The organism is Rouxiella badensis, from assembly GCF_002093665.1.
In the GTDB taxonomy this organism is placed as follows: domain Bacteria; phylum Pseudomonadota; class Gammaproteobacteria; order Enterobacterales; family Enterobacteriaceae; genus Rouxiella; species Rouxiella badensis.
In genome coordinates this window covers 48132-69816 of sequence record NZ_MRWE01000013.1, presented here as the reverse complement: position 1 = coordinate 69816, position 21685 = coordinate 48132, and the positions used below count along the sequence as shown (strand labels likewise).

The window sequence follows — 21685 nt, the reverse complement described above, 5'->3', positions numbered from 1 at the left end:
TCAGTGCAAAATCTGGTCGAGGAAACGTTGCGCTCTCTGGCTCACTGATCCCCCGAAGAATTCATCGCGGGTCGCGTGTTCGATAATTTCGCCGTTTTCCATAAACACGATGTGATTGGCCGCACGGCGCGCAAAGCCCATTTCGTGGGTGACGACGATGCTGGTCATTCCCTCGGCGCTAAGGTCTGCCATAACGTCAACCACCTCGCGGATCATCTCGGGGTCAAGCGCCGAGGTGGGTTCGTCAAACAGCATCAGTTTGGGCTTCATCGCCAGCGCACGGGCAATCGCTACGCGCTGCTGCTGGCCGCCGGAAAGCTCATCGGGGAAGCTGTCGGCCTTGTCAGGGATCCGCACCTTGCTGAGCAGTTCCAGCGCCTGAGCCTCGGCTTCGGCGCGGTTGATGCCCAGCACAGTCATCGGTGCGAGCATGATGTTTTCAGCCGCCGTGAGATGCGAGAACAGCTCATAGTTCTGAAACACCATGCCGATATCCTGACGCAGACGGTGAGGCTCGACGTTGGACTGGGTGATATCCGACTGGCGAAAAAAGATGCTGCCGCCCTCAATCGACTCGAGCAGGTTGACGCAGCGCAGCAGGGTAGACTTGCCGGACCCCGAGGGGCCAATCAGCACCACGGTTTCCCCCTGTTTCACGCTTAGCGTGCAGTTTTTCAGCACGTGCTGGTTGCCGAAGTGTTTATCGACACCAATGATTTCCAGCAGAGGTTTATCAGTTTTCATCCGCTTTCCCTTATTGAGGTGAGCTGCTGCGCAGCAGGCGTTCGGTCAGTGACAACGCGGGTTTTTTGCGTTTTTTCGGATCCAGCGCGCGTTCCAGCCAGGCCTGCCCAATCATGAAAACAGTGGTCAGCGCCAGATAGTAGATGCCGGCGGCGCAGAGTGCTTCGAAGTAGCGGAAGCTGGCGCTGGCGGTCTGATTGGCAATCAACAGCAATTCCTGAACCGCGATAACCGACACCAGTGCGCTGGATTTCAGCATGCTGATCATCTGGTTACCCATCGGCGGCAGCACAATGCGCGCCGCCTGTGGCAGAACGATTTTGCGCATGATCTGACCCTGAGTCATGCCCAGCGCCATACCGGCGGTGCGCTGTCCGCTGCGAACGGCCTGAAGCCCGGAGCGCAGGATCTCGGCCATGTAAGCCCCTTCGTTAAGCGAAAGCGCCATTACTGCACAGGTAAAGGCCGAGAAACGCAGGCCAAAACTCGGCAGCACGTTGTAGACGAAGATGATTTGGAACAGCACCGGCGTGCCGCGAAACAGCCATAAATAGAAGAAGGCCAGAACAGGGCCTGCCCGAAAGCGGGACTCTTGTAACAGGGCCAGAACCAATCCCATGACGACGCCAAAAAACAGCGAACATACGGTAATCAGCAAGGTCATGACTGCGCCCTGGAAGAACGCCGGTGACAACAGGTATTGCCAGACCAGATCAAGCGACATGATTTCTCCTCAATGTCAGGGAGCAAGACGTGCAAAAACGGTGACCTGATGTTTGCCGTGCTGCAAAAAATACAAAGCCTTTCATTAGAAAATCGAGACCGAGGCCGGGAACTGCCATTTGTTGATCAGTTTCTGATAACTGCCGTCTGCGACCAGATCGTTGAGCCCGGTTTCCAGCAGCGTTTTCATCTCGGTGTCGCCTTTGCGTACCGCAAAACCAATGTGGGTCTCGGCTTCAAACTCTGGGCCGGTGGTTTCAAAGGTGTCGCCTTTTTCACTCAGGAGCGCGACGGCACCGGGCGTAGACAGGTATTCCGCATCGGCACGTTTTTGCGCGACGGCGACGGCGGAGTCGGTGGCGGCTGGGAAGGTCAGCACATTGATGGCAGATTTTTTAGCGTCGAGGCATTTCTGATTGTCTGCGCGGGCCTGGCTCTCTTCGATACCGCCCAGCGTGACGGCAATATTTTTGCCGCACAGCGACAGGTCACGGCCGGTAATTTTCTCTGGATTACCCTTGGCAACAATCACCCGGCTGCCGATTTTCAGATAAGGCACGAAGTCGACCTGTTGGGCGCGCGTCGGGTTGATGTACATCGCCGAGTTGATGATATCCAGACGCTTGCCCTGTAGCGCGGGAATAAGCCCTTTGAACTCCATCGACATCGGTGCAGGTTTGAGTGCCAGTTTTTTCGACAGGGCGGTAATCAGGTCAATATCAAAGCCGGTCAGTTGGCCGTTTTGGGTGAACTCAAAGGGCATGAAGGTGGCGGCAGTCCCGTAGGTGAGCTGACCTGGGGTAACCAGCGACGGCGTGGCCGCCTGACTCAGCAAGGGAAGACTCAGGCAAAGGGCAGCCAGAGATACGGTGGTATATCGGCGCAAAAAAGTTTTTTTCGGCATGACAGACTCCATTTTCTCATGAGCAGGATTGCTCTTTGTGTATCATTAAATACAATTAAAGTTGTGAGTCAAGGCTCTTTTATGGTGCATAAATGCACGATTTGGGGGATTTACATGCAGGCTTCACCAATAATGAACGCTGTGATATTGTATATTCATTGCAATAAATACTTTAGGTGCCTGCTTTCATGACACAAACAGCGACCGCCAGTGGAAGGCGTCTTGCCAACCAGATCCTCGACCTGATACGTGAAGCAAAATTTGAGCCAGGCCATCACCTGCGCGAGCAACAGTTGGCCGATATGGCCGGGGTTTCCCGCACGCCGGTGCGTGCTGCGCTCAAGCTTCTGAGCGAGTTAGGCATCATCGAGGCCCGCCGCAATCAGGGTTTTTTTCTGCTCAAAGCCTATGACGAGCTACAGCGCATCAGCATCGATGTCCCGACCAGCAGCGATCAGGAGCTGTACGAGCAGCTGGTAAAAGACCGCATCGCCGGAAAACTGCCTGATTCATTGACCCAAATTGAAATTGCCCAGCGCTATGACGCCGATCGTGGCGTGATGTCGCGCACTTTGTTGCGCCTTGCTGAAGACGGTTTGATCGCGCGTAACAAGGGCCACGGCTGGTCGTTTCTGCCGACCTTGAACAGCGACGTCGCGCTGAGTAACGGTTACGGATTTCGCCTGATGATTGAGCCGGGTGGTTTGGTTTCTCCCGGTTTTCGCGCCGATAAAAGCGCACTTAAGCGCCTGCGCCTTCAGCATATTTATCTGATAAATCATCCGGATATTCTCAACGTGGACAGTCGGCAGATATTTGAAACCGACGCCACTTTTCACGAAATGCTGGCCGAGTTCAGCGGCAATATCTTTGTCCTGCAGGCTATCCAGCAACAAAATCGCCTGCGCCGTTTGCTGGAATTTGGCAGCTATACCAACAAGCAGCGCGTTCGCGAGTGGTGTCAGGAGCACGTCGCTATTATCGACGCCGTGCTCGAGGAGCGGTTAAGTGAAGCCGCCGAGATGATGCGTCAGCACCTGCAATCTGCGTATCAAATGGTCTTGAACAAAGTCAGTAAATCTAACGAAAGAGGATTGTGATGGATTTTGGAATTACAGGCCGCGTGGCGCTGGTGAGCGGTGCCGGGGGAGGATTGGGGCGTGCGATGGCGCTTTCGCTGGGGGCCGAAGGGGCCGCCGTGGCGGTATGCGGGCGTACGGAAGCGGCACTGATTGAAACCGCCGAGATGATTAAAGCCGCAGGGGGACGCGCAAAGGCGTTCGTCATGGATTTAACTCAGCCGGAAAAGTTTGACCAGGTGTTGGCAGGCATTCACCAATATCTTGGCCCAATCGGCATTCTGGTCAACAACTCCGGTGGCCCGCCGCCGACCAAGGCGAGCGGCGTCGCACCGGAATTGTGGGCCACGCAGTTCTCCACCATGGTCAGCTCGCTGATTCAACTGACCGACAAAGTGTTGCCGGATATGCGCAGCCTCGGCTGGGGTCGCATCATTACCAGCACCTCGTCGGGCATTGTCACGCCGATCCCGAACCTGGGTATGTCGAACACGCTGCGTATGGCGCTGGTTGGCTGGTCCAAGACGCTGGCCAGCGAAGTGGCCAGTGAAGGCATCACCGTTAATGTGATTTTGCCGGGACGCATTGCGACTAAACGACTGGGTCAGCTCGACGAAGCACGAGCGGGACGCGAGGGTATTTCGGTCGAAGAGGTGGCGAGCAAGAGTGCCTCAACCATCCCCATCGGGCGTTACGGCGAGCCGGAAGAGTATGGCGCAGTCGCCGCATTTCTTGCTAGCCGTCAGGCTTCGTATATGACCGGCTCCGTTATCCGCGTTGACGGCGGCATGATCCCTTCCGTGTAATGTTGTCCATTAAGCCTGTCACAGCGTGACGGGCTTTTTCGTAAACATAAGCTTGCATTATGATGGTGCAACACCGTGGGTGAGTTAATCTGCGATTCTTTTCTCTTTATTTATCCCTCTGTCAAAATCCTGCGCATTTTTTCTTATTTTATAGGCCATTAGACGGATTATTTCCCTGGGTATTTTCTATAACTGCCTGATTGGCCTTGATCTTGCTTTATCACTTAGCAGGTTCCGGCGGATAAAGTATTCACGGAAATTATGATAAATACATTTTGCTTCAGCCAGGGGCGACCCTTTTTACCCTTAATGCAACCACCAGGCTCGATGGAGACAGAGATGAATCTCAGACGCTTAAAGTACTTCGTGAAAATCGTCGATATCGGCAGTCTCACGCAGGCTGCAGATGTGCTGCATATCGCTCAACCGGCCCTGAGCCAACAGCTGGCTACGCTTGAAGGTGAACTGAAGCAGCAGCTTCTGGTTCGTACCAAGCGTGGGGTAACGCCGACTGAGGCGGGCAACATTCTTTATGCTCACGCGCAAACTATCCTGCGCCAGTGTGAGCAGGCGCACAGCGCAGTCAACTGTGCTGGCATGGCGTTGAATGGTCAGGTCTCGGTGGGCATGGCCCCCGGCACTGCCGCATCGTTGCTGGCGTTGCCGCTGTTGCAGGCGGTGCGGGAACAACATCCCGGCATTCTACTGTATTTAAACGAGAATTTTGGCAGTGAGCTTATCGACCAGACGGTCAATGGCCGTATGGACATGGCGGTGCTGTACGGCAACAAGCCGATCCCCGGTCTGTCCTATATGCCGCTGATAAAAGAAGATTTATATCTGGTGGCCACCCATTCGGTGCCGAATCCGGGTAAATTTGTCGAATTGACCGACGTCGCCAAGCTCAACCTGTTCCTGCCGCGCACCCATGACGTGCTGCGCAAGCTGGTGGACGACGCGATGGTGCTGAGAAGGCTAGCGGCGAAAGTGATCGGAGAAATAGAGTCGGCCAGCACGCTGACCGCTGCGATTGCCAGCGGTCTGGGAGCCACTATTTTGCCGGAGTCTGCGGCGCGCGCTATCGTTGGACCGGCCAATGCCTGGATGGCCTGCATCAGCAGTCCGTCGATTCAGGCTCCGCTTTCACTCTGTGTTTCTGACCATTTGCCGCTGTCACAGCCTGCCCAGGCGGTACAAAAAATTCTGCTCTCGCTGATGGCCGAAAGCCGCGAACGCGAAGAGGTGCGCCCGCTGCTGGCGGTGAGCTGATTTACAGGCCCGGGGCTTTCCACATCGAGGTGGTCAGCCCGCTGTCGACCAGCGTCAACTGATCGGCATAGACTGCCTGCCAGTGAGTTTTTTGCGCCATATAGCCCTCATGATGCGCAGCGTTGGGCTGATATTCCCGCTCCCAGCGCACGAGCGCCTCGCCGGTTTCCGCCAGCGACCGATAAAGCCCCGCCGCTACGCCTGCGGCAATCGCACAGCCCAGCGCCGTCGCCTCTTTCACCTGTGGCACTTTGACCGGTTTACCGGTGACGTCGCTCAGAATCTGACTCCACAGCTTGCCCTTCGAGCCGCCACCGGCAAACACCAGCGACGAGGCGTTTACCCCGGAAAACTCGGCGATAAGATCAAGATTACAGGCCGAGACAATCGCGGCATTCTCCTCCAGCGCGCGGAATAAGGTCTGCTTGTTGCACTTCTGCGGATCGATCGACAGGTTGATAAACGACGGCGCGGCGTGGTACCAGTTCTTGAAATGCATCGCGTCGGAGAAGATAGGCATTACGCCCCAGGAACCCGCCGGTACCCGCGCCGCCATTTCTTCGAGCAGGCTATAGGTATCTACCCCCAGGCGCTCTGCCAGCAGCTTTTCTTCGCTGCAGAAGGCATCGCGGAACCAGCGCATGGTTAATCCGGTAAAGAAACTGATGCACTCCGCCTGTGCCATACCGGGGATGACGTGCGGATTAATGCGGATATTCATCTGCGGGTCGGTCACGGGGCGCGGCAGGTTAACCACCTGCTGCCAGAAGCTGCCGCCCAGTACCGCCGTTTGTCCGGCGTGGACCAGTCCAAGCCCGAGCGAGCCAAGCTGCACGTCGCCGCCGCCCATGCCGACCGGCGTGCCGGCCTTGAGTCCACACTGTTCCGCGCTGAGGGCGGTCACGCTGCCCAGTCGGGTGCCGGTTTCCAGCACCGGCGATAATATATCGGCGCGCAGACCCGCAAGCTCGAGCAGTTCGGGGTGCCAGTTGCGGGTTTCCAGACTCAGCATACCGGTGGTGCCGGCATTAGACGGATCAACCGCAAGTTCCCCGGTCAGCATATAGGCAAGCCAGTCGCTTATCATGGTCAAGGTGGCGGCCCGGCGATAGATATCCGGACGGTGATGCGCCAGCCACAGCAAACGTGGCATCGCGCCGAGCGCCAGCGTCTGTCCAGAGTGCAGATAGGCCTCTCGCTCGAACTCTCCGTGATGAATCTCTTTCAGCTCGCTGACTTCACGGCTCGCGCGGGAGTCCACGTTGGCGCATGCCCACAGGGGTTCCCCAGATTTATCATAGAGAACAATGCCTTCGCGCATCGAACAGGCGGCAACTGCGGCGATGGCCGAGGCGGGCAGGTGAGCGGCGGCCAGCGCCTGTCGAATGCATTGGCAGGTGAGTTGCCAGTTTTTGTGCAAGTCGAACTCCATCGACCCCGGCACGTCTGCCAGCGGATTATGCTGCCATTCGGCCTGACCTACGGCTATCTGCTGACCCTCAAGAGAAAAAATGACCGCGCGAATGCTGCCGGTGCCGGCATCCAGAGCCATAAGATAAGACGCATTGCCTGACGAGGTGCTGGGTGAGTTCATACTCATCCTCTCTTGAGTGGAAACCTAGACTAATAGTGGGCGCTGTTTTGCTGTGATAACAATTATTTGAGCGGCAAAGTTTGCTAATTGTGATGTGTCTTGCATTTCCTTTAATGTGTCCACGGCCCGCGCGATACAGCGGCTAAACTCTTTCAGGTATCAATAAACCCAGGCCTGCCAAAAGGAGAGGATGATGGAAGTCACCCTGGTTGAAATTAACGTTAAGGCCGATAAGGTCGATGAGTTTTTACGCGTCTTCGAGTTGAACCATCTTGGTGCATTACAGGAAGCGGGAAATTTGCGATTTGACGTATTACAGGACGAAAAAGTGCCAACGCGCTTTTATGTTTACGAAGCCTATCGCGATATTGAGGCGGTAAACGCCCACAAGAAAACGCCGCATTACCTCGCCTGCGTCGATGCGCTGGCGTCGCTAATGACCGAACCGCGCAAGAAAACCAGCTTTAAGGGCATTTTCCCGCAGTAGCATTTATTGACACTAAAGGATGCGATAAAAACGCAGTCAACGCATTAACAGCTGCTAATCTCATCCCTGTACAGGAAATTCTTTCACTCTTTAGGGATGAGAATCATGGCGCTATTTCCGTCTTGCGAAGGCCGTATAAAATCGGCTAAACCCCCCGTCGACAGCCAGCTGACGCCGTATTATCAGCGTGCGAATCTGGTCGATGCCTTTACCCTCAAGCTGCTGCCTGAAGATACCCGCGATATCAATGCCTTGGCACAGGCGGTGCTCGGTCATCCTGCGCCGTGGTTCAAGGCATTGCTTGCCCTTCGCGATAAGGGAGCCGCCTCTTTTGGTCTTAAGACAACGCGCACGCTGCGAGCGGAAATAGACGGGCAGCAGGCCGAAAAAATCGACTTCTTCCGGGTATTAAGCCGTTCCGAACGCGAGATTATTTTCGGCGAAGATGACGATCATCTTGATTTTCGCCTGTCGATATTTCGCCGCGAGGGTCCCAACGGCGATGAGCTGGTTGCGACAACCGTGGTTCACTGCCACAACCTGCTCGGCCACGCCTATCTTGCCGCGATAAAACCCTTTCATATTCTGGTGGTCAGAGCCAGCCTGCACCGGTCAAGGAAGTGGCTGCAATAGAGCCTGCTCTGCGGGGCAATCATTAAATCGGCTGCGGATTTTTCTTCTGCTGCATGATGGCGTAAAGCCCAACCAGCGCGGCAAGAAAGCCTGCTGCTGCGCCGACTCCCAGCGACCAGCGCGGCCCGAAGTTGTCGGCGACCCAACCGACGATCGGCGCACCAATCGGCGTTCCTCCCAACGCAACGCCCACGCGTAGCGCCATCACCCGGCCACGCATCGCGGGTTCGGTCGAGAGCTGCATCAGGCTGCCGCTGGTGTTCATGAAAGTCAGAGCCGCGACGCCGATGACAATGAGCGAAGCGGCGAACAGCCAATAGGTCGGAGCCAAGGCGGCAAGCAGTCCGCCGAGGCCGAAAAAGGAAGCACCGACTATCATCAGGTTAAACCTGGGTTTGTCCCGTCCCGCCGCCAGCAGCGCACCCGAGATAGTCCCAATCGCCATAAAGGTCGAGAGCATGCCGTATCCTCGTGCGTCGGTATGGAACACGCTGACCGCCATGGTCGAAAGAAATATCGGGTAATTAAGGCCGAAGGTGCCAATCAGGAACAGCATAATCATCGATGCCTTCAGGTCGGGCCGCGCCCAGACGTAGCTAAACCCTTCGAGGAAGCTGCCTTTTTTACGCGCCGCGCGGGCGTTGGGGTGCAGCTCATCGAGGCGGAACAGCGACAGCGAGGTCAGCACCGCAATAAAGCTGATACCGTTAACGATAAATGCCCAACCGGTCCCGACCGAGGCGATAGTCAGTCCGGCAATCGCCGGTCCCACCATCCGCGCCGCGTTGAATGAGGTCGAGTTGAGCGCCACCGCGTTCGACAGGTCGGCGTCTCCCACCAGTTCGGCCACGAAGGTTTGCCTGACCGGCGCATCGAAGGCCGACACGCAGCCGAACAGAAAGGCGAACACATAAACGTGCCACAGCTGCACCACCCCAGCGACGGTCATGATACCCAGTACGATGGCCAATGCGCCCATCGTCGCCTGCGTAAACATCAGCATCTTGCGTTGGTTGAAATAGTCGGCGGCAAAGCCGGTCCACGGCAGCAGCAGCATCTGCGGGCCAAACTGCAACGCCATGACAATACCCACCGCCGAGGCGTTGTGGTGGGTGAGCTGGGTCAGTACCAGCCAGTCCTGCGCCGTGCGCTGCATCCAGGTACCGATATTGGAGATAAGCGCGCCAGCGGCCCAGACGCGGTAGTTGAAGATCCGTAGGGATCGGAAAACGCCTTTTGTAGTGGTGGTCATATTTTAGCGCTCTAAGAAGGTAATGACTCAGTAGTCAGCAAGTCGTTGTATCAGTTGTAACGTAGCGGCCAGCTGTTGCTGTTCGCTGGCCGTAAGCTGGTGTTGCAGTGCCTGTACCAGCCAGTCCTCCTTTGCGGCGCGGCTGGCGTTAAGCTTCTTACGAAAAGCGGGGGTCAGCGAAACCAGGGTCTGGCGTCCATCGGTGGGGTCGGGGCTGCCGCTCAGTGCGCCCAACGTCTGCAATGCCGCCACCGTCATGCGCATTGACTGCGGGCGCACGCTTTCTGCACGGGCCAGCGCCGACACCGTCGCTGGGCCGTCTCTGTCGATACGCAACAGCACCGACTTTTGCGAGGTGGTGAAATCACCGGGGCGCGACTGTTCACGCATTCTGCGGACCAGTTTTCCGGCAGAAATACGCAGTTCGGCGGCCAGCGCGTTGAGGGGCAGGGACTCATTCATCGTAGGATCTCTAAGCAGAGTAACTAACATGATGAAAGTGTAGAACTGTGCAGTTTAGCTGTACAGTTTACCTGTGTAACCGAGTGTGTACTTTTCAATCGAGAAGGGCGGCATGATTTATTATGATGCGGTGGTGCCGTTGGGCGCGTTGGATGTTCATCTGCAGAGGCGGATAGCGGGGCGGCGTCAGCGGCACTGTCTTATTAGCAGGGCGTCCAGGGCAGGCTTCAACGATTATCGAGCCTTGCCTGGATCGCCCTTTATTTCGGCGGTTTATAGCACTTTTTCGAGGAAGCGGCGGGTACGCTGATGACGCGGGTTGTCCAACACCTGAGACGCGCTGCCGGTTTCAACCACCGCACCGTCCACCATGAATACCACTCGGTCGGCAACCTGACGCGCGAAGCCAATCTCATGAGTGACCACCACCAGGGTAACGCCAGATTCGGCCAACTTTTTAATCACGTCCAAGACTTCACCGACCAGCTCCGGATCCAGCGCCGAGGTCGGTTCATCAAACAGCATCACCTTCGGGTTGAGCGCCAGTGCACGCGCGATGGCGATACGCTGCTGCTGCCCACCGGAAAGGTGGCGCGGCCAGGCGTTAGCTTTTTCGCGCAGACCCACGGTATCCAGCAGCTCATAGGCGCGCTCTATGGCCTGTTTACGGTTTAGCAGCCCGTGGACAATCGGTGCTTCAATGATGTTGTCCAGCACGGTCATGTGCGGGAACAGGTTAAAGTTCTGGAACACATAGCCGCAGTGGATACGCTGCTTGAGGATAGCTTTTTCCTTCAGCTCGTACAGCTTGTCACCTTTACGACGATAGCCGACGTAATCGCCGTCTATCTGAATAAAGCCTTCATCAACCCGTTCAAGATGGTTGATGGTGCGCAGCAGGGTCGATTTTCCCGAGCCGGAAGGGCCGAGGATCACCGTCACCGTGCCGGGCTCAATCGTCAGGCTGACGTCGTTCAGCGCCTTGTGCAGCCCAAAAGATTTGCTGAGATTGCTGATTTCAATTCGGCCTGCGGTCTGGGTGCGTGTACGCGGGGTGGCCACCGCTTCCGGCGCCGCCTGCCCGGGGCGCGTCACGTAGAGATCAAAAGCTTCTGACATAGTTCATCGCTCCAGTTAAGGCTTTGCGGTACGCCACAGGCGCAGACGCTGTAGCGGGGTTGGCGCAACCTGACGCGTTGCACCGCGAGAGAAATAACGCTCGACGTAATACTGCAGCACAGACAGAACGGTAGTGATGACCAGATACCAGACGGTGGCGACCATCAGCATCGGGATAACCTGCTGCGAGCGGTTATACAGAACTTGTACGGTATAGAACAGGTCAGGCATCGCCAGTACATACACGATGGACGTGCCTTTCGCGAGACCGATCACTTCATTGAAACCGGTGGGGATAATCGCCCGCAGCGCCTGCGGCAGAATGATGCGGAAGGTGCGACGATACCCCGGCAGGCCCAGCGCGGCGGCGGCTTCATGTTGGCCTTGCTCGACGCCGACGATGCCCCCGCGAATAATCTCGGCGGTATAGGCTGACTGCACGGCGGAGAGGCCAATCACCGCGACGGTGAACTGGTCCAGCAGGTCAACGGTCGGGTGTTTAAAGAACTCAATCGAGGTAAACGGAATACCCAACGACAGGTTGTCGTACAGGTAAGAGAAGTTATAGAGAACAATCAGCACCAGCAGCAGCGGCAGGGAGCGGAACAGCCAGATGTATGCCCAGGCCAGTGAGTTCAATAAATAGGATTTTGATAAACGCGCAAGGGCTAAAAGGGTGCCAAAAATGATACCAAATACGGTGCCGAGCAGCGTCAGCAGCAGCGTTCTGCCGAGACCTTCAAGGATAACCGGGTTGAAGAACCACTGACGGAATACCGCCCATTCCCAGCGAGGGTTGGTGGCAACCGACTGTACGATGGCTAACAGGATAAACAGGGCGAAAACTGCGCCGAGAAGGCGCAGGGGGTAACGAGCCGGAACAACCTTAAGCGGAGCAGAAGGAGTAGGGCGCGGGCTTGAATCAGTCATAGGCCTTTTCCTTCAAATCTTTGACCAGCGTGGTCTCTTTTACGGCAGCGGTCGGCGTTAGCGACTTCAGGAAACGCAGACGGCCGTCGTAGGGCGGTTTAGAAAATATTTCACGGTCCAACGTAATATCAAACTGTGGATCATAACCTTGAGACAGATAGAGTTTTACCGCTTCCGGCTGACGGAAACCGGTGGTCAGAAACACCCGCGTATAGCCCTGATTCAGCGCCAGACGCTCCAGCTCTTGCACCACCTTCTGCGCCAGCCCCTGACGGCGCAGCGCCGAGTCGGTCCAGATGCGCTTCAGCTCGGCGGTGTTCTCGTCATAACGTTTGTAGGCACCCATCGCAATCGGTCGCTCATCGCGCAGTAGCACAATAAAAACGCCGTCCGGCGCGGCATACAGGCTCGGTGGATCCACTTCCTGATTGTTGCTAAAAAAGTCACCGTAGCGTGCGCGGTATTCACCAAACAGACCCTCGATAATCGGCACGATCAGCGGGTTGTCGGCTTGAGTATGAATAAACTTGTCCTGGCTCATAGGTCATGTCCTCAATCAGTCGCCGAGGCCCGGCGGATTAATCTCTGAGTGATCGATTTTCTCAGAGGCTTCGGCCCAACGGTCCAGCACCTTGATGTAGGCGCCGCTGGCAATCGCGCTGTTCAGAGAAGCCTGCACCGCGTTGACCAGTCCGTTACCTTTTTTGATGGTGACCGCGATATTGGCCGTTTTCGGCCAACCGCCCGGCACGATGCCAACCAGCTTGGTGTTGCCCGTCAGCCTTGACTGGTAGGCGGCGGAGACGTTAGGTCCAAAGGTGGCGTCGGCACGGCCTGACTGAAGCGCCAGCGAAGACGCGGCGTTGTCGGTCACGTAAATCGGCGTAAACGGCTTGAGCCCTTTAGCCTGATTCTCTTTGTCCCAGGCCAGCAGCACCGCTTCCTGATTGGTGCCCGAGCCGACAATAATGCGTTTACCGGCGATATCAGGCGCAGATTTTATCGAGGTGATGCTGCTGGTGGATTTCACGTAGAAGCCCAGCGTGTCCTGACGATAAGTGGCGAAGTCGAACTTTTCCTTACGCTCTTTGGTGACGGTTATGTTGAAGATTGCGGCGTCGTATTTACCGGAGGTCACGCCCAACGGCCAGTCTTCCCATGCAGAAGGCACCAGCTTAAGCTTCAGGCCCAGGCCGTCGGCAACCAGGCGGGCGATATCCGCTTCGCTGCCGATAATCGTTTTGTTGTCTCTGGCGTAAGTACCAAACGGCGGGGAGCTGCCTAATACGGCGATCGCGACCGTTAACGTACCGGGCGTCACGAATTTAAAATTTGCCGGTATTTTGGCTGCCGCTTCGGCGCTTTTAGGCGTGTCTATTGGCTTCTCGTTGGCAACGAGATCAATACCGGTATTGGCAGCGTGGGCCAGCGATGAAATACCTAATAAGGCGGCGACGACGGTTAATTTGGCTCTGTGCATCATTGTTATTATTTATCCTGTGTTTTTAACTCGTTGAGCTGTTGATTTTCACTATTCCCGAGGCTTAACCCGAAGTAAAACAACAAAAATGACTATCCAAATTGATAAAGTGGAAATGCGGAGGGATTAAAGACAACCAGGGAAAATGGCCGATATTATCTATAGCTAAATAGTGGCAATTAATGGGACGTTTTTGTATTTAGCGGGATCCGGGTTTTATGGAAATATCAAATAAAACCTCTCTGTAATAAAGGATGCTTCCCATGAGCCAATCAAAGAAAAGTATTAAATTAGGCCTGATGTTGCACGGTGCCGGTGGGCATATGAATTCATGGCGTCATGAGAAGGCACCCGCCGACGCCAGCGTTAATTTCCCCTACTTTAGAGAGCTGGCGCTGCGCGCCGAGGCAGCGAATTTCGACTTCCTTTTTGTCGCCGACGGTTTGCATATCAATGAAAAATCGCTGCCGCACTTCCTCAACCGTTTCGAACCTATTGCGCTGCTGTCGGCGCTGGCGTCGGTGACCCAGAATATCGGTCTGGCGGGCACCATTTCTACCTCATACAGCGACCCCTTCACCGTGGCGCGCCAGCTGGCCTCTATCGACAACATCAGTCAGGGACGCGCGGGTTGGAACGTGGTCACCTCGCCGCTGGCAGGGTCTGCCAAGAACTTTGGCAAGGACCATCCCGAGCACTCGCTGCGTTACCAGATTGCCGAGGAATATATCAACGTGGTGCAGGGGCTGTGGGACTCGTGGGAAGACGATGCTTTCACTCGCGATCGCGAAAGCGGCGTGTTCTTCGATGCCTCCAAGCTGCACAAACTGAACCACGAAGGACGTTTCTTCTCGGTCGCTGGCCCGCTGAACATTCAGCGCTCTCCGCAGGGACAGCCGGTTATCTTCCAGGCGGGTGCTTCGGACACCGGGATTGCGCTGGCGGGTAAATCTGCCGATGCGGTGTTCACCAACGCGCGCACTTTGGAAGAGGCGCAGGAGTACAGCACTAAACTACAGCAGGAAGTGGCTAAAAATCATCGTCATCCGGTGGGCATTTTCCCAGGCATCAGCCCTATCGTTGGCCGTACCGAGGAAGAGGCCGAAGCCAAATACCAGTATCTGCTGTCACTGCTGTCGGTCGACGACGCGCTGGCCTATCTGGGACGTTTCTTTGACCACCACGACTTCTCGCAGTATCCGCTGGACGGTCCTTTCCCAGACGTCGGCGATTTAGGACAGAACACCTTCCGTTCGACAACCGATCAGATAAAGCGCCTGGCTAAAGAAGAGAACCTGACGCTGCGTGACATAGCGTTCCGCACCACGCTGCCGAAGGGCGAATTCTTCGGTACGCCGGAGCAGGTGGCTGACACCTTTATTCGCTGGGTCGAAGAGGGCGGCGCAACGGGCTTTATCATCAGCGGGCCGGTGCTGACCGAGGCGCTTGATGACGTCACGCGTCTGGTACTGCCGATTCTGGCTGAACGCGGCTACTGGCATCCGTCGACCGAGGCGAAGACGCTGCGTGAACGTTTGGATATCCCCTTCAAGACCAACCGTTATGCCAACAAAAGCAGGGCGTATCAGTCTGAAGACGTCGCGGCTAAATAATTAAAAAAGGATAGGGACGTGCAGGAACGCTTTGCTTTCAATACCGCTGTAACGGGGAACACTACCACCGGCGCGCGACTGCGCCGGCTTGTTTTTCCTCTGATGATCGCCACCGCGCTTTCTGCCTGTGACAAACCGCAGGCCGCGACCGCCGACCATAAAGCTGCCGCCGATACGCCTCACAGCGGCGGTACGCTGGTCGTGGCTATCGACACCGACCCCAACTGCCTCGATCCGCAGCAGGTCGGCAACAACAATTCGCTCAATATTGGCCGTCAGTTAACCGATTCACTGACCGATCAGGACCCCGCCACCGGCAAGATTGTGCCGTGGCTGGCAACCGACTGGAAGGTCAGCGACGACAACCGCCGCTTCAGTTTTACCCTGCGTGACGGGGTGACCTTCAGCGACGGTACCGCCTTTAACGCCCAGTCGGTCAAGGATAATCTTCAAGCGATCGTGGCCATGGGTGCCCGCGCCTCGCTGGCCTCGACCTATCTGAAGGGCCTCACCGAAATCGATACCCCGGACGCCAATCACGTCACTGTCGTGTTTGCGCAGCCGAACGCCCAATTCCTGCAGGCGACCTCGACCATGAGCCTCGGGTTCTTCGCTTCCCAGACGGTGAAAGCCACGGTGGACGCGCGCTGTCAGGGCGGTCTTATCGGCACTGGGCCGTTCGTGCTTTCGACCTTTGTGCACAATCAGAAGGTCGATATCACCCGTCGTAGCGGCTACAAATGGCCGTCGTCGCTGGCGAAGCATCAGGGTGACAGCTATCTCGACGGCATCGAGTATCGCGTTATCCCCGAATCCGGCGTGCGTTTTGGCAGCCTGGTTTCGGGACAGCTCGACCTCAATGCAGGCGTGACGCCGCAGGACGAACCGCTGATTCTGGCCAAGAAATTACCGATTATTGCCCGCACTAACCCGGGGCTGGTCTACAGCCTGTTCCCGAATCAGTCGAAACCCCTGATGGCGGACATTAACGTGCGTCAGGCGCTGAATCTGGCGATTGACCGCGCGGCGCTGCAACCGATTCTTTCGCGCTATCAGGCACCGGCCAGCTCTGTGCTGGCGAAAACGACGCCGCTGTATCAGAACCTCTCGAGCCAGCTCAAGTATGACCCGCAGGCGGCCAAGAGTCTGTTAGACAACGACGGCTGGAAAGTGGGGGCGGACGGTGTGCGCGTGAAGGACGGCAAGCGTCTGAGCTTTACGCTGACCTACTGGCAGTCTGCGCCGTTTATCGAGTTGGTTCAGCAGCAGCTAAAGCAGGTAGGAATCGATATGCAGCTTGACAAGGCGCCGATAGGGCAAGTGATCGCCCGTCAGTCCAGCGGCGCACAGGAGGCTGAGTTCTATAACCTGACCCGTTCTGACCCGGACGTTCTGCGTACGGTGTTCGATGCCGGTCCGGGGGGACGCAACGTGAACAAGCGCGGGGCGAACCAGATTGACACCGCGCTTCAGCAGTCGAGCCAGACCCTGGACACCGAAAAGCGTCAGCAACTGGTGACCGACGCGGCGAAGGGGCTGATTGCCGACGGCGACGCGATTCCACTGGTCGAGCTGGCGACGGTGATTGCTACCGGCAATAACGTGCACGGCTTCCGCTACGATGCGTCGTCGCGCTTCCAGCTTTATGACACCTGGCTTTCGCCAAAGTAATAACCGAGAGAAGAGGGGCGCATGACAGACAAAACCTGGGTTTCGGACAACCCAATTGACAAGATTAATCGCCCCTCTCTTCGCCTCCCTCGGCTGGTGAAGCGGGTGTTGATGAGTGTTGCCGTCCTGTGGGCGGCCTACACGCTCACCTTCCTGATCCTCTATATTCTGCCGTCGGACCCGGTGACCATCATGCTCAATCAGGGTGAACAGAGCACTGTGGACATCGCGCAGGTCAATGCGCTCAAGGCGCAATACCACCTCGACCAGCCGTTTTATGTGCAGTACGCCTGGGCGATTTGGGACCTGCTGCACCTCAATCTTGGGCATTCTATTGTCAGTGGCGATCCGGTGACGCGTCTGGTAATGCAGGCGCTACCGCCGACGTTGCTGCTGGCCGTCTGTGCGTTGGCGGTTGCCATCGTTATCGGCGGGGGGCTGGCCGCCGGGGTGAGCGTATTGCCTGCGGGGCGCATAAAGTCGGCGTTACTGACCTTACCCTCGCTCGGCGCGGCGCTGCCGACGTTCTGGCTTGGCCTGCTGTTGCTACAGGCGTTCTCGTTCACCCGACCGTGGTTTCCTGCGATGGGCAACCATGGCTGGCAGTCGTTGGTGCTGCCGACCTTGACGCTGGCGGTACCTACGGCGGCCACGCTGGCGCAGGTAATGAGCCGGTCGCTTGCCGAAGTGTGGCGTCGGCCGTTTATCGATGCGCTTCGTCTCAAGGGGGCCAGCACCGCACATCTGCTGTGGCGACACGTGCTGCCCAATGCGGCGGTCCCGCTGTTGACGCTGACCGGCATGATCTTTGGACACTTGCTGGCCGGGGCGGTGGTGACCGAAACCATTTTCTCGCGCGAGGGCCTCGGCAGGCTGGCGCAGGGCGCGGTCTCCACGCAGGATATTCCGGTGGTGCAGGGGGTGGTGTTAACCGCCGCGACGGTCTTCGTGCTGGTCAACTTCGTGGTGGACCTGCTGTATCCGTTGCTTGACCCGCGCATTGACAGCGGCTCGGCGGGAGGGGGCAAATGAGCTTAATTCTGCCCGGTGAGCGCCGTCTGGCCTCGCGTCCACGCTTTGCTTTTACGCTGTGGCTCAGCCTGGTGGTGCTGCTGCTGATTGCGCTGTGGGGCGTGGTTCCCGCTATTTTTGCGCATCAGGATCCGTTGGTCGGCAACCCGCTGGTAGCCTTGCAGCCGCCGTCGCTTGCGCACTGGTTCGGCACCGATCACCTCGGGCGTGATATCTACAGCCGCACGGTGTTTGGTACCGCGCTTACCCTCAAGGCGACGCTGTTTTCGGTGGCGATTGCGCTGGTTGTGGGGGCGAGCGTCGGGGTGATTGCCGGTTATATCGGGGGACAAACCGATCACCTGTTTATGCGTATCATCGACGTGCTGATGGCGATCCCCAACCTGCTGCTGGCGATGGCCATTGTGACGGTGTTGGGCTTTGGCACGCTGCATATCGCAATTGCCGTCGGGCTGTCGTCTATCGCCACCTTCGCCCGGCTGTCGCGCGGTGAAGTATTGCGCAGCAAGGTTAATCTGTTCGTTGAAGCGGCCCGCGCCGGGGGCGTGAGTCATCTGACGATTATTCGACGCCACATCCTGCCGCACGCGCTCGCTCCGGTGCTGTCGCTGGCGGCGCTCGAGTTTGGCTTTGCGCTGCTGTCGGTATCGGCGCTGAGCTTTCTCGGCTTTGGCGCTCCGCCGCCGCAGCCGGAGTGGGGGCTGCTGGTGTCTGAGGGGCGTAACTATATCGCCGCCGCCTGGTGGTACACCACGCTCCCGGGGCTGATGATTGTGTTCGCCGTACTGGCCACTAATCGCGTTGCCGGTTTCATTCAAGACAGGGCGGAGGAACAATGAGTCAGACTCCAGAAATTCAGGCTAAGCCGGTTTTACTGTCGGTCGAAAGACTGAGCATTGACTACCGGTTGAAAGATGGCCAGACGCTGCGCGCGGTAGACGAGTTGGATTTACAGCTCGCGCCCGGCGAGGTGCTGGCGATTGTCGGTGGTTCCGGCTCAGGTAAGTCAACCACCGCCTCCGCGCTGGTGGGGCTGCTGGGCAGACAGGCGCAGCGGCTCTCGGGGACCTTATCTCTTGACGGTGAGTCGCTGGAAAATGCGGGTCAGCGGCGCTGGCAGCAGCTGCGAGGGCTGGATATCGGCTTCGTACCGCAGGATCCCGGGCAGTCGCTCAACCCGATTCAGACCATAGGGAAGCAGATGCTCGAGGCATTGACGCTGCACGGCGTGAGCAAGAAGCAGGCGGCGGTAAGGGTCGAAGGTCTGCTGGCCGAAGTCGGGCTGCATGACCCACAGCGGGTGCTGCACAGTTATCCGCATCAGCTTTCAGGCGGCATGCGTCAACGCGTGCTGCTGGCGATGGCGATGAGTCATCATCCCAAACTGATTATTGCCGACGAGCCAACCAGCGCGCTGGACGTCAGCGTGCAGAAACAGGTGCTGGACGCCCTCGAGAGCATCGTGCGCAGCAAGGGCATCGCGCTGCTGCTGATAACCCATGACCTGCAGGTCGCGCTCGAACGCGCCGATCGGGTGCTGGTGATGCAGCAGGGCAAGGTGGTAGAAAGCGGCCCGGCCGCTGCGCTGTTTAATCAGCCCAAACACGCCTATACACGCCAGCTGTTGCATGCTTCACCGGCCTTTTTTGAGGTGCCGCGTCGGCTTGGCGTGCAGCACAGCGACGTGCTGCTGCGCGCCGAGGGATTAGTTAAGCGCTTCGCTTCCGGCGGCGGTGGAACCTTTACCGCCGTCGATCGGGTATCGTTTCCTGTGGTGCGCGGGGGCACGACCAGCCTGGTTGGCGAGTCCGGCTCGGGTAAATCGACCACCGTGCGCATGCTGCTTGGGCTAGAGGCGCAGGACGAAGGACGAATTGAGTTTGACGGCAAAGACTTTAGCGCACCGAACCGTGCCGACCGACAGGCATTTCGCCGCCGGGTGCAGGTGGTGTATCAGAACCCTTACGCCTCGCTAGACCCGAAAATGTCGCTGCTGGAGATCATTACCGAGCCGCTGGAAGCCTTTCGTATCGGTGACCGCAAAACTCGTCGCGAGCGGGCCGAGTGGCTGATGGACAGCGTAGAGTTGCCGCGTCGCCTGCTCGATGTGCGGCCTTCTGCGCTTTCCGGGGGGCAGCGTCAGCGGGTGGCGATTGCCCGTGCGCTGGCCATTTCACCCGAACTGGTGGTCCTCGACGAGCCGGTATCGGCGCTTGATGCCGCCGTACAGTCGCAGATTTTGACTTTGCTCGACAAGCTACAGCGCGAACTCGGGCTGAGCTATCTGTTTATCTCCCACGACCTCGCGGTGGTAAGGCAGATTTCCGACTATGTGGTGGTGATGCAGCATGGCAAGGTGGTTGAGCAGGCGACGGCGGAGCAGGTTTTTGACAGCCCGCGAAGCGACTATACCCGCCAATTGTTGAGCCACATCCCGGGTCGGGGAAGGGCGGTGGCGTAATTTCACGCCGCGAAGTGTAAACCGCTTATTTATTCTTAAGCGGTTTTTTTATGCAGCGGAGGTTATATCTTTTAGTTTTGTTAATTATCTATGGTAAAAATACTTTTTTGTATAGTTGAATAACTATTATTACGTTGAACGATTTTTTTTCAGGGAACCATCATGCCTCCTCCTTCCGTTCACTCGGACTCGCTGTTGCAACACCGTTCTTTTGTCGCTTTCTGGATAGCTCGCGCCTCCTCCAGCTTTGGTTTTCAGATGCTGACCATTGTGGTCAGCTGGCAGATTTATTCGATTACCGGCCGTGCCTTGGACCTTGGTCTGATTGGTCTGGTGCAGTTTCTGCCGTCGGTTTCACTGGCGCTGGTCGCCGGTCATCTTGCCGATCAGTTCGACCGCCGCCGTATCGTGGTGCTGGCGCAGCTGGTTGAGGCGCTGGCAATTGCGGCGTTGGCCGCGATGACGTTCACCCATCACATCAACGAGTTTATCGTGCTCGGTCTGCTGTTTGTCGCCTCGACGGCCAAGGCGATGGAGGGGCCGTCGCAGCTGTCGATGCTGCCTGCGCTGGTGCCACCGGCCGTGCTACCGCGCGCGATGGCGGCCAACAGCGTTGCGGGGCAGGCCTCGGCGATGGTCGGACCTGCGCTCGGGGGCCTGCTGTATATCGCCGGCGCCGACGTGGTCTATGGTGTCTGTACGGCGCTCTATCTGCTCTCCGCGCTGATGGTCAGCCGTTTGCGCTACGAGCAGGCACCGCCTCGCCGCGTCCCGGCCACTTTCAAGACGCTGTTTGCCGGGATCAGTTTTATCCGCAATCGCCCCGACGTGCTGGGCGTTATCTCGCTAGACCTGTTCGCCGTGCTCCTCGGCGGCGCGACCGCCTTGCTGCCTATCTTTGCCCATGACATTTTGCACACCGGTCCCTGGGGGCTTGGCCTGCTGCGCGGTGCGCCTGCGGTCGGGGCATTGCTGGTCGGTTTCTGGCTCAGCCGCCGTGCGCTGAGCCGCAACGTGGGGATGACTATGTTTGCCGCCGTTGCGGGTTTTGGCATCGCGACGATTGTTTTTGCGCTTTCAACGACACTCTGGCTGTCCATGCTGGCGCTGTTTGCCCTCGGCGGTTTTGATATGGTCAGCATGGTAATTCGCGGTTCGCTGGTGCAGCTCGAAACCCCGGACGATATGCGTGGCCGCGTTAGCGCGGTGAACTCTATATTTATCAATACCTCAAACCAGCTCGGTGAGTTTGAGTCCGGCATGTTGGCCGCGTGGCTGGGTGCGGTTCCGGCGGCGGCGCTGGGCGGCGTCGGTACGTTGGTGGTGGTCGCGCTGTGGATGAAATGGTTCCCCAACCTGAGACGTCGTCAGCGTCTTGAGAGCGACGCGCCACCGGTCAAGAATGCGGCCTAAGCCTTTTTAACAG

At 57.5% G+C, this 21685-nt stretch carries 21 protein-coding genes; 11 read left to right on the top strand and 10 right to left on the bottom strand.

Going from position 1 to position 21685, the window contains the following annotated elements; translation table 11 throughout:
- The 3 genes from BS640_RS09730 to BS640_RS09720 all read right to left on the bottom strand — a co-directional run bounded on the left by BS640_RS09730 (nt 1) and on the right by BS640_RS09720 (nt 2371).
- Nucleotides 1-744 carry an amino acid ABC transporter ATP-binding protein gene (locus tag BS640_RS09730; RefSeq protein WP_017491833.1) on the bottom strand — a complete coding sequence of 248 codons (744 nt, stop codon included), beginning with the start codon at nt 742-744 and terminating at the stop codon, nt 1-3.
- Between the two features lie 10 nt (nt 745-754).
- A complete protein-coding gene (locus BS640_RS09725) occupies nt 755-1468 on the bottom strand; it encodes an amino acid ABC transporter permease (RefSeq protein WP_017491834.1) in 714 nt (237 codons plus the stop codon).
- Between the two features lie 84 nt (nt 1469-1552).
- The gene (locus BS640_RS09720) at nt 1553-2371 is read right to left on the bottom strand and encodes an ABC transporter substrate-binding protein (protein WP_084912472.1); all 819 of its coding nucleotides are present in this window, start codon (nt 2369-2371) and stop codon (nt 1553-1555) included.
- 188 nt (nt 2372-2559) lie between these two features.
- On the opposite strand from BS640_RS09720, the gene BS640_RS09715 reads away from it, so the two are divergent.
- The 3 genes from BS640_RS09715 (at nt 2560) to nac (ending at nt 5525) form a co-directional block, all read left to right on the top strand.
- A complete protein-coding gene (locus tag BS640_RS09715; RefSeq protein WP_017491836.1) occupies nt 2560-3471 on the top strand; it encodes a GntR family transcriptional regulator in 912 nt (303 codons plus the stop codon).
- The gene (locus BS640_RS09710) at nt 3471-4256 is read left to right on the top strand and encodes an SDR family oxidoreductase (RefSeq protein WP_017491837.1); all 786 of its coding nucleotides are present in this window, start codon (nt 3471-3473) and stop codon (nt 4254-4256) included. The genes BS640_RS09715 and BS640_RS09710 overlap by 1 nt, the downstream gene beginning before the upstream one ends.
- A 339-nt stretch (nt 4257-4595) precedes the next feature.
- Nucleotides 4596-5525 carry a nitrogen assimilation transcriptional regulator NAC gene (gene nac, locus BS640_RS09705; RefSeq protein ID WP_017491838.1) on the top strand — a complete coding sequence of 310 codons (930 nt, stop codon included), beginning with the start codon at nt 4596-4598 and terminating at the stop codon, nt 5523-5525.
- A 1-nt stretch (nt 5526) separates the two neighbouring features.
- Here the strand turns inward: nac and lsrK are convergent, their stop codons facing one another.
- Nucleotides 5527-7119 (bottom strand): autoinducer-2 kinase, encoded by a 1593-nt coding sequence (gene lsrK, locus BS640_RS09700; protein WP_084912471.1) that lies wholly within the window; start codon nt 7117-7119, stop codon nt 5527-5529.
- Between the two features lie 193 nt (nt 7120-7312).
- Here lsrK and lsrG point away from each other — a divergent pair, with 193 nt between their 5' ends.
- Nucleotides 7313-7606 carry a (4S)-4-hydroxy-5-phosphonooxypentane-2,3-dione isomerase gene (gene lsrG, locus BS640_RS09695; protein ID WP_017491840.1) on the top strand — a complete coding sequence of 98 codons (294 nt, stop codon included), beginning with the start codon at nt 7313-7315 and terminating at the stop codon, nt 7604-7606.
- A 105-nt stretch (nt 7607-7711) separates the two neighbouring features.
- A complete protein-coding gene (locus tag BS640_RS09690; RefSeq protein ID WP_084912470.1) occupies nt 7712-8239 on the top strand; it encodes a DUF2867 domain-containing protein in 528 nt (175 codons plus the stop codon).
- Nucleotides 8240-8261: 22 nt separating this feature from the next.
- Here BS640_RS09690 and BS640_RS09685 read toward each other — a convergent pair whose 3' ends face one another.
- The 6 genes from BS640_RS09685 to BS640_RS09660 form a co-directional block, all read right to left on the bottom strand.
- Entirely contained in the window at nt 8262-9491 is a 1230-nt protein-coding gene (locus BS640_RS09685; protein ID WP_084912469.1) for an MFS transporter, read from the bottom strand.
- Between the two features lie 27 nt (nt 9492-9518).
- Complete coding sequence (locus BS640_RS09680; protein WP_017491843.1) at nt 9519-9953, bottom strand: MarR family winged helix-turn-helix transcriptional regulator; 435 nt, start codon at nt 9951-9953, stop codon at nt 9519-9521.
- Between the two features lie 273 nt (nt 9954-10226).
- The gene (locus tag BS640_RS09675; RefSeq protein ID WP_084912468.1) at nt 10227-11072 is read right to left on the bottom strand and encodes an amino acid ABC transporter ATP-binding protein; all 846 of its coding nucleotides are present in this window, start codon (nt 11070-11072) and stop codon (nt 10227-10229) included.
- Between the two features lie 15 nt (nt 11073-11087).
- Complete coding sequence (locus tag BS640_RS09670; protein ID WP_017491845.1) at nt 11088-12002, bottom strand: amino acid ABC transporter permease; 915 nt, start codon at nt 12000-12002, stop codon at nt 11088-11090.
- Entirely contained in the window at nt 11995-12543 is a 549-nt protein-coding gene (locus BS640_RS09665) for a GNAT family N-acetyltransferase (RefSeq protein WP_017491846.1), read from the bottom strand. Before BS640_RS09665 ends, BS640_RS09670 begins: the two co-directional genes overlap by 8 nt.
- Nucleotides 12544-12558: 15 nt before the next feature.
- Nucleotides 12559-13485 (bottom strand): ABC transporter substrate-binding protein, encoded by a 927-nt coding sequence (locus BS640_RS09660; RefSeq protein WP_017491847.1) that lies wholly within the window; start codon nt 13483-13485, stop codon nt 12559-12561.
- A 260-nt stretch (nt 13486-13745) separates the two neighbouring features.
- On the opposite strand from BS640_RS09660, the gene BS640_RS09655 reads away from it, so the two are divergent.
- The 6 genes from BS640_RS09655 (at nt 13746) to BS640_RS09630 (ending at nt 21672) form a co-directional block, all read left to right on the top strand.
- Complete coding sequence (locus BS640_RS09655; RefSeq protein WP_017491848.1) at nt 13746-15095, top strand: LLM class flavin-dependent oxidoreductase; 1350 nt, start codon at nt 13746-13748, stop codon at nt 15093-15095.
- 18 nt (nt 15096-15113) lie between these two features.
- On the top strand, nt 15114-16766 hold the full coding sequence (locus BS640_RS09650; protein WP_084912467.1) for an ABC transporter substrate-binding protein: 1653 nt from the start codon (nt 15114-15116) through the stop codon (nt 16764-16766).
- A gap of 21 nt (nt 16767-16787) precedes the next feature.
- Nucleotides 16788-17798 (top strand): ABC transporter permease, encoded by a 1011-nt coding sequence (locus tag BS640_RS09645; protein WP_017491850.1) that lies wholly within the window; start codon nt 16788-16790, stop codon nt 17796-17798.
- The gene (locus tag BS640_RS09640) at nt 17795-18637 is read left to right on the top strand and encodes an ABC transporter permease (protein WP_017491851.1); all 843 of its coding nucleotides are present in this window, start codon (nt 17795-17797) and stop codon (nt 18635-18637) included. Before BS640_RS09645 ends, BS640_RS09640 begins: the two co-directional genes overlap by 4 nt.
- Complete coding sequence (locus BS640_RS09635) at nt 18634-20259, top strand: dipeptide ABC transporter ATP-binding protein (RefSeq protein WP_084912466.1); 1626 nt, start codon at nt 18634-18636, stop codon at nt 20257-20259. Before BS640_RS09640 ends, BS640_RS09635 begins: the two co-directional genes overlap by 4 nt.
- Nucleotides 20260-20421: 162 nt before the next feature.
- A complete protein-coding gene (locus BS640_RS09630) occupies nt 20422-21672 on the top strand; it encodes an MFS transporter (protein ID WP_017491853.1) in 1251 nt (416 codons plus the stop codon).
- The last annotated feature ends 13 nt before the right edge of the window (nt 21673-21685 follow it).

What these genes read in the sequence shown, in the direction of transcription:
- BS640_RS09635 (WP_084912466.1), top strand. Translation starts at nt 18,634, where the DNA reads ATGAGTCAGACTCCAGAAATTCAGGCTAAGCCGGTTTTACTGTCGGTC.
- BS640_RS09665 (WP_017491846.1), bottom strand. Translation starts at nt 12,543, where the DNA reads ATGAGCCAGGACAAGTTTATTCATACTCAAGCCGACAACCCGCTGATC.
- BS640_RS09645 (WP_017491850.1), top strand. Translation starts at nt 16,788, where the DNA reads ATGACAGACAAAACCTGGGTTTCGGACAACCCAATTGACAAGATTAAT.
- BS640_RS09730 (WP_017491833.1), bottom strand. Translation starts at nt 744, where the DNA reads ATGAAAACTGATAAACCTCTGCTGGAAATCATTGGTGTCGATAAACAC.
- BS640_RS09630 (WP_017491853.1), top strand. Translation starts at nt 20,422, where the DNA reads ATGCCTCCTCCTTCCGTTCACTCGGACTCGCTGTTGCAACACCGTTCT.
- BS640_RS09710 (WP_017491837.1), top strand. Translation starts at nt 3,471, where the DNA reads ATGGATTTTGGAATTACAGGCCGCGTGGCGCTGGTGAGCGGTGCCGGG.
- nac (WP_017491838.1), top strand. Translation starts at nt 4,596, where the DNA reads ATGAATCTCAGACGCTTAAAGTACTTCGTGAAAATCGTCGATATCGGC.
- BS640_RS09685 (WP_084912469.1), bottom strand. Translation starts at nt 9,491, where the DNA reads ATGACCACCACTACAAAAGGCGTTTTCCGATCCCTACGGATCTTCAAC.
- BS640_RS09670 (WP_017491845.1), bottom strand. Translation starts at nt 12,002, where the DNA reads ATGACTGATTCAAGCCCGCGCCCTACTCCTTCTGCTCCGCTTAAGGTT.
- BS640_RS09725 (WP_017491834.1), bottom strand. Translation starts at nt 1,468, where the DNA reads ATGTCGCTTGATCTGGTCTGGCAATACCTGTTGTCACCGGCGTTCTTC.
- BS640_RS09715 (WP_017491836.1), top strand. Translation starts at nt 2,560, where the DNA reads ATGACACAAACAGCGACCGCCAGTGGAAGGCGTCTTGCCAACCAGATC.
- BS640_RS09690 (WP_084912470.1), top strand. Translation starts at nt 7,712, where the DNA reads ATGGCGCTATTTCCGTCTTGCGAAGGCCGTATAAAATCGGCTAAACCC.
- BS640_RS09675 (WP_084912468.1), bottom strand. Translation starts at nt 11,072, where the DNA reads ATGTCAGAAGCTTTTGATCTCTACGTGACGCGCCCCGGGCAGGCGGCG.
- BS640_RS09660 (WP_017491847.1), bottom strand. Translation starts at nt 13,485, where the DNA reads ATGATGCACAGAGCCAAATTAACCGTCGTCGCCGCCTTATTAGGTATT.
- BS640_RS09720 (WP_084912472.1), bottom strand. Translation starts at nt 2,371, where the DNA reads ATGCCGAAAAAAACTTTTTTGCGCCGATATACCACCGTATCTCTGGCT.
- lsrG (WP_017491840.1), top strand. Translation starts at nt 7,313, where the DNA reads ATGGAAGTCACCCTGGTTGAAATTAACGTTAAGGCCGATAAGGTCGAT.
- lsrK (WP_084912471.1), bottom strand. Translation starts at nt 7,119, where the DNA reads ATGAACTCACCCAGCACCTCGTCAGGCAATGCGTCTTATCTTATGGCT.
- BS640_RS09655 (WP_017491848.1), top strand. Translation starts at nt 13,746, where the DNA reads ATGAGCCAATCAAAGAAAAGTATTAAATTAGGCCTGATGTTGCACGGT.
- BS640_RS09640 (WP_017491851.1), top strand. Translation starts at nt 17,795, where the DNA reads ATGAGCTTAATTCTGCCCGGTGAGCGCCGTCTGGCCTCGCGTCCACGC.
- BS640_RS09680 (WP_017491843.1), bottom strand. Translation starts at nt 9,953, where the DNA reads ATGAATGAGTCCCTGCCCCTCAACGCGCTGGCCGCCGAACTGCGTATT.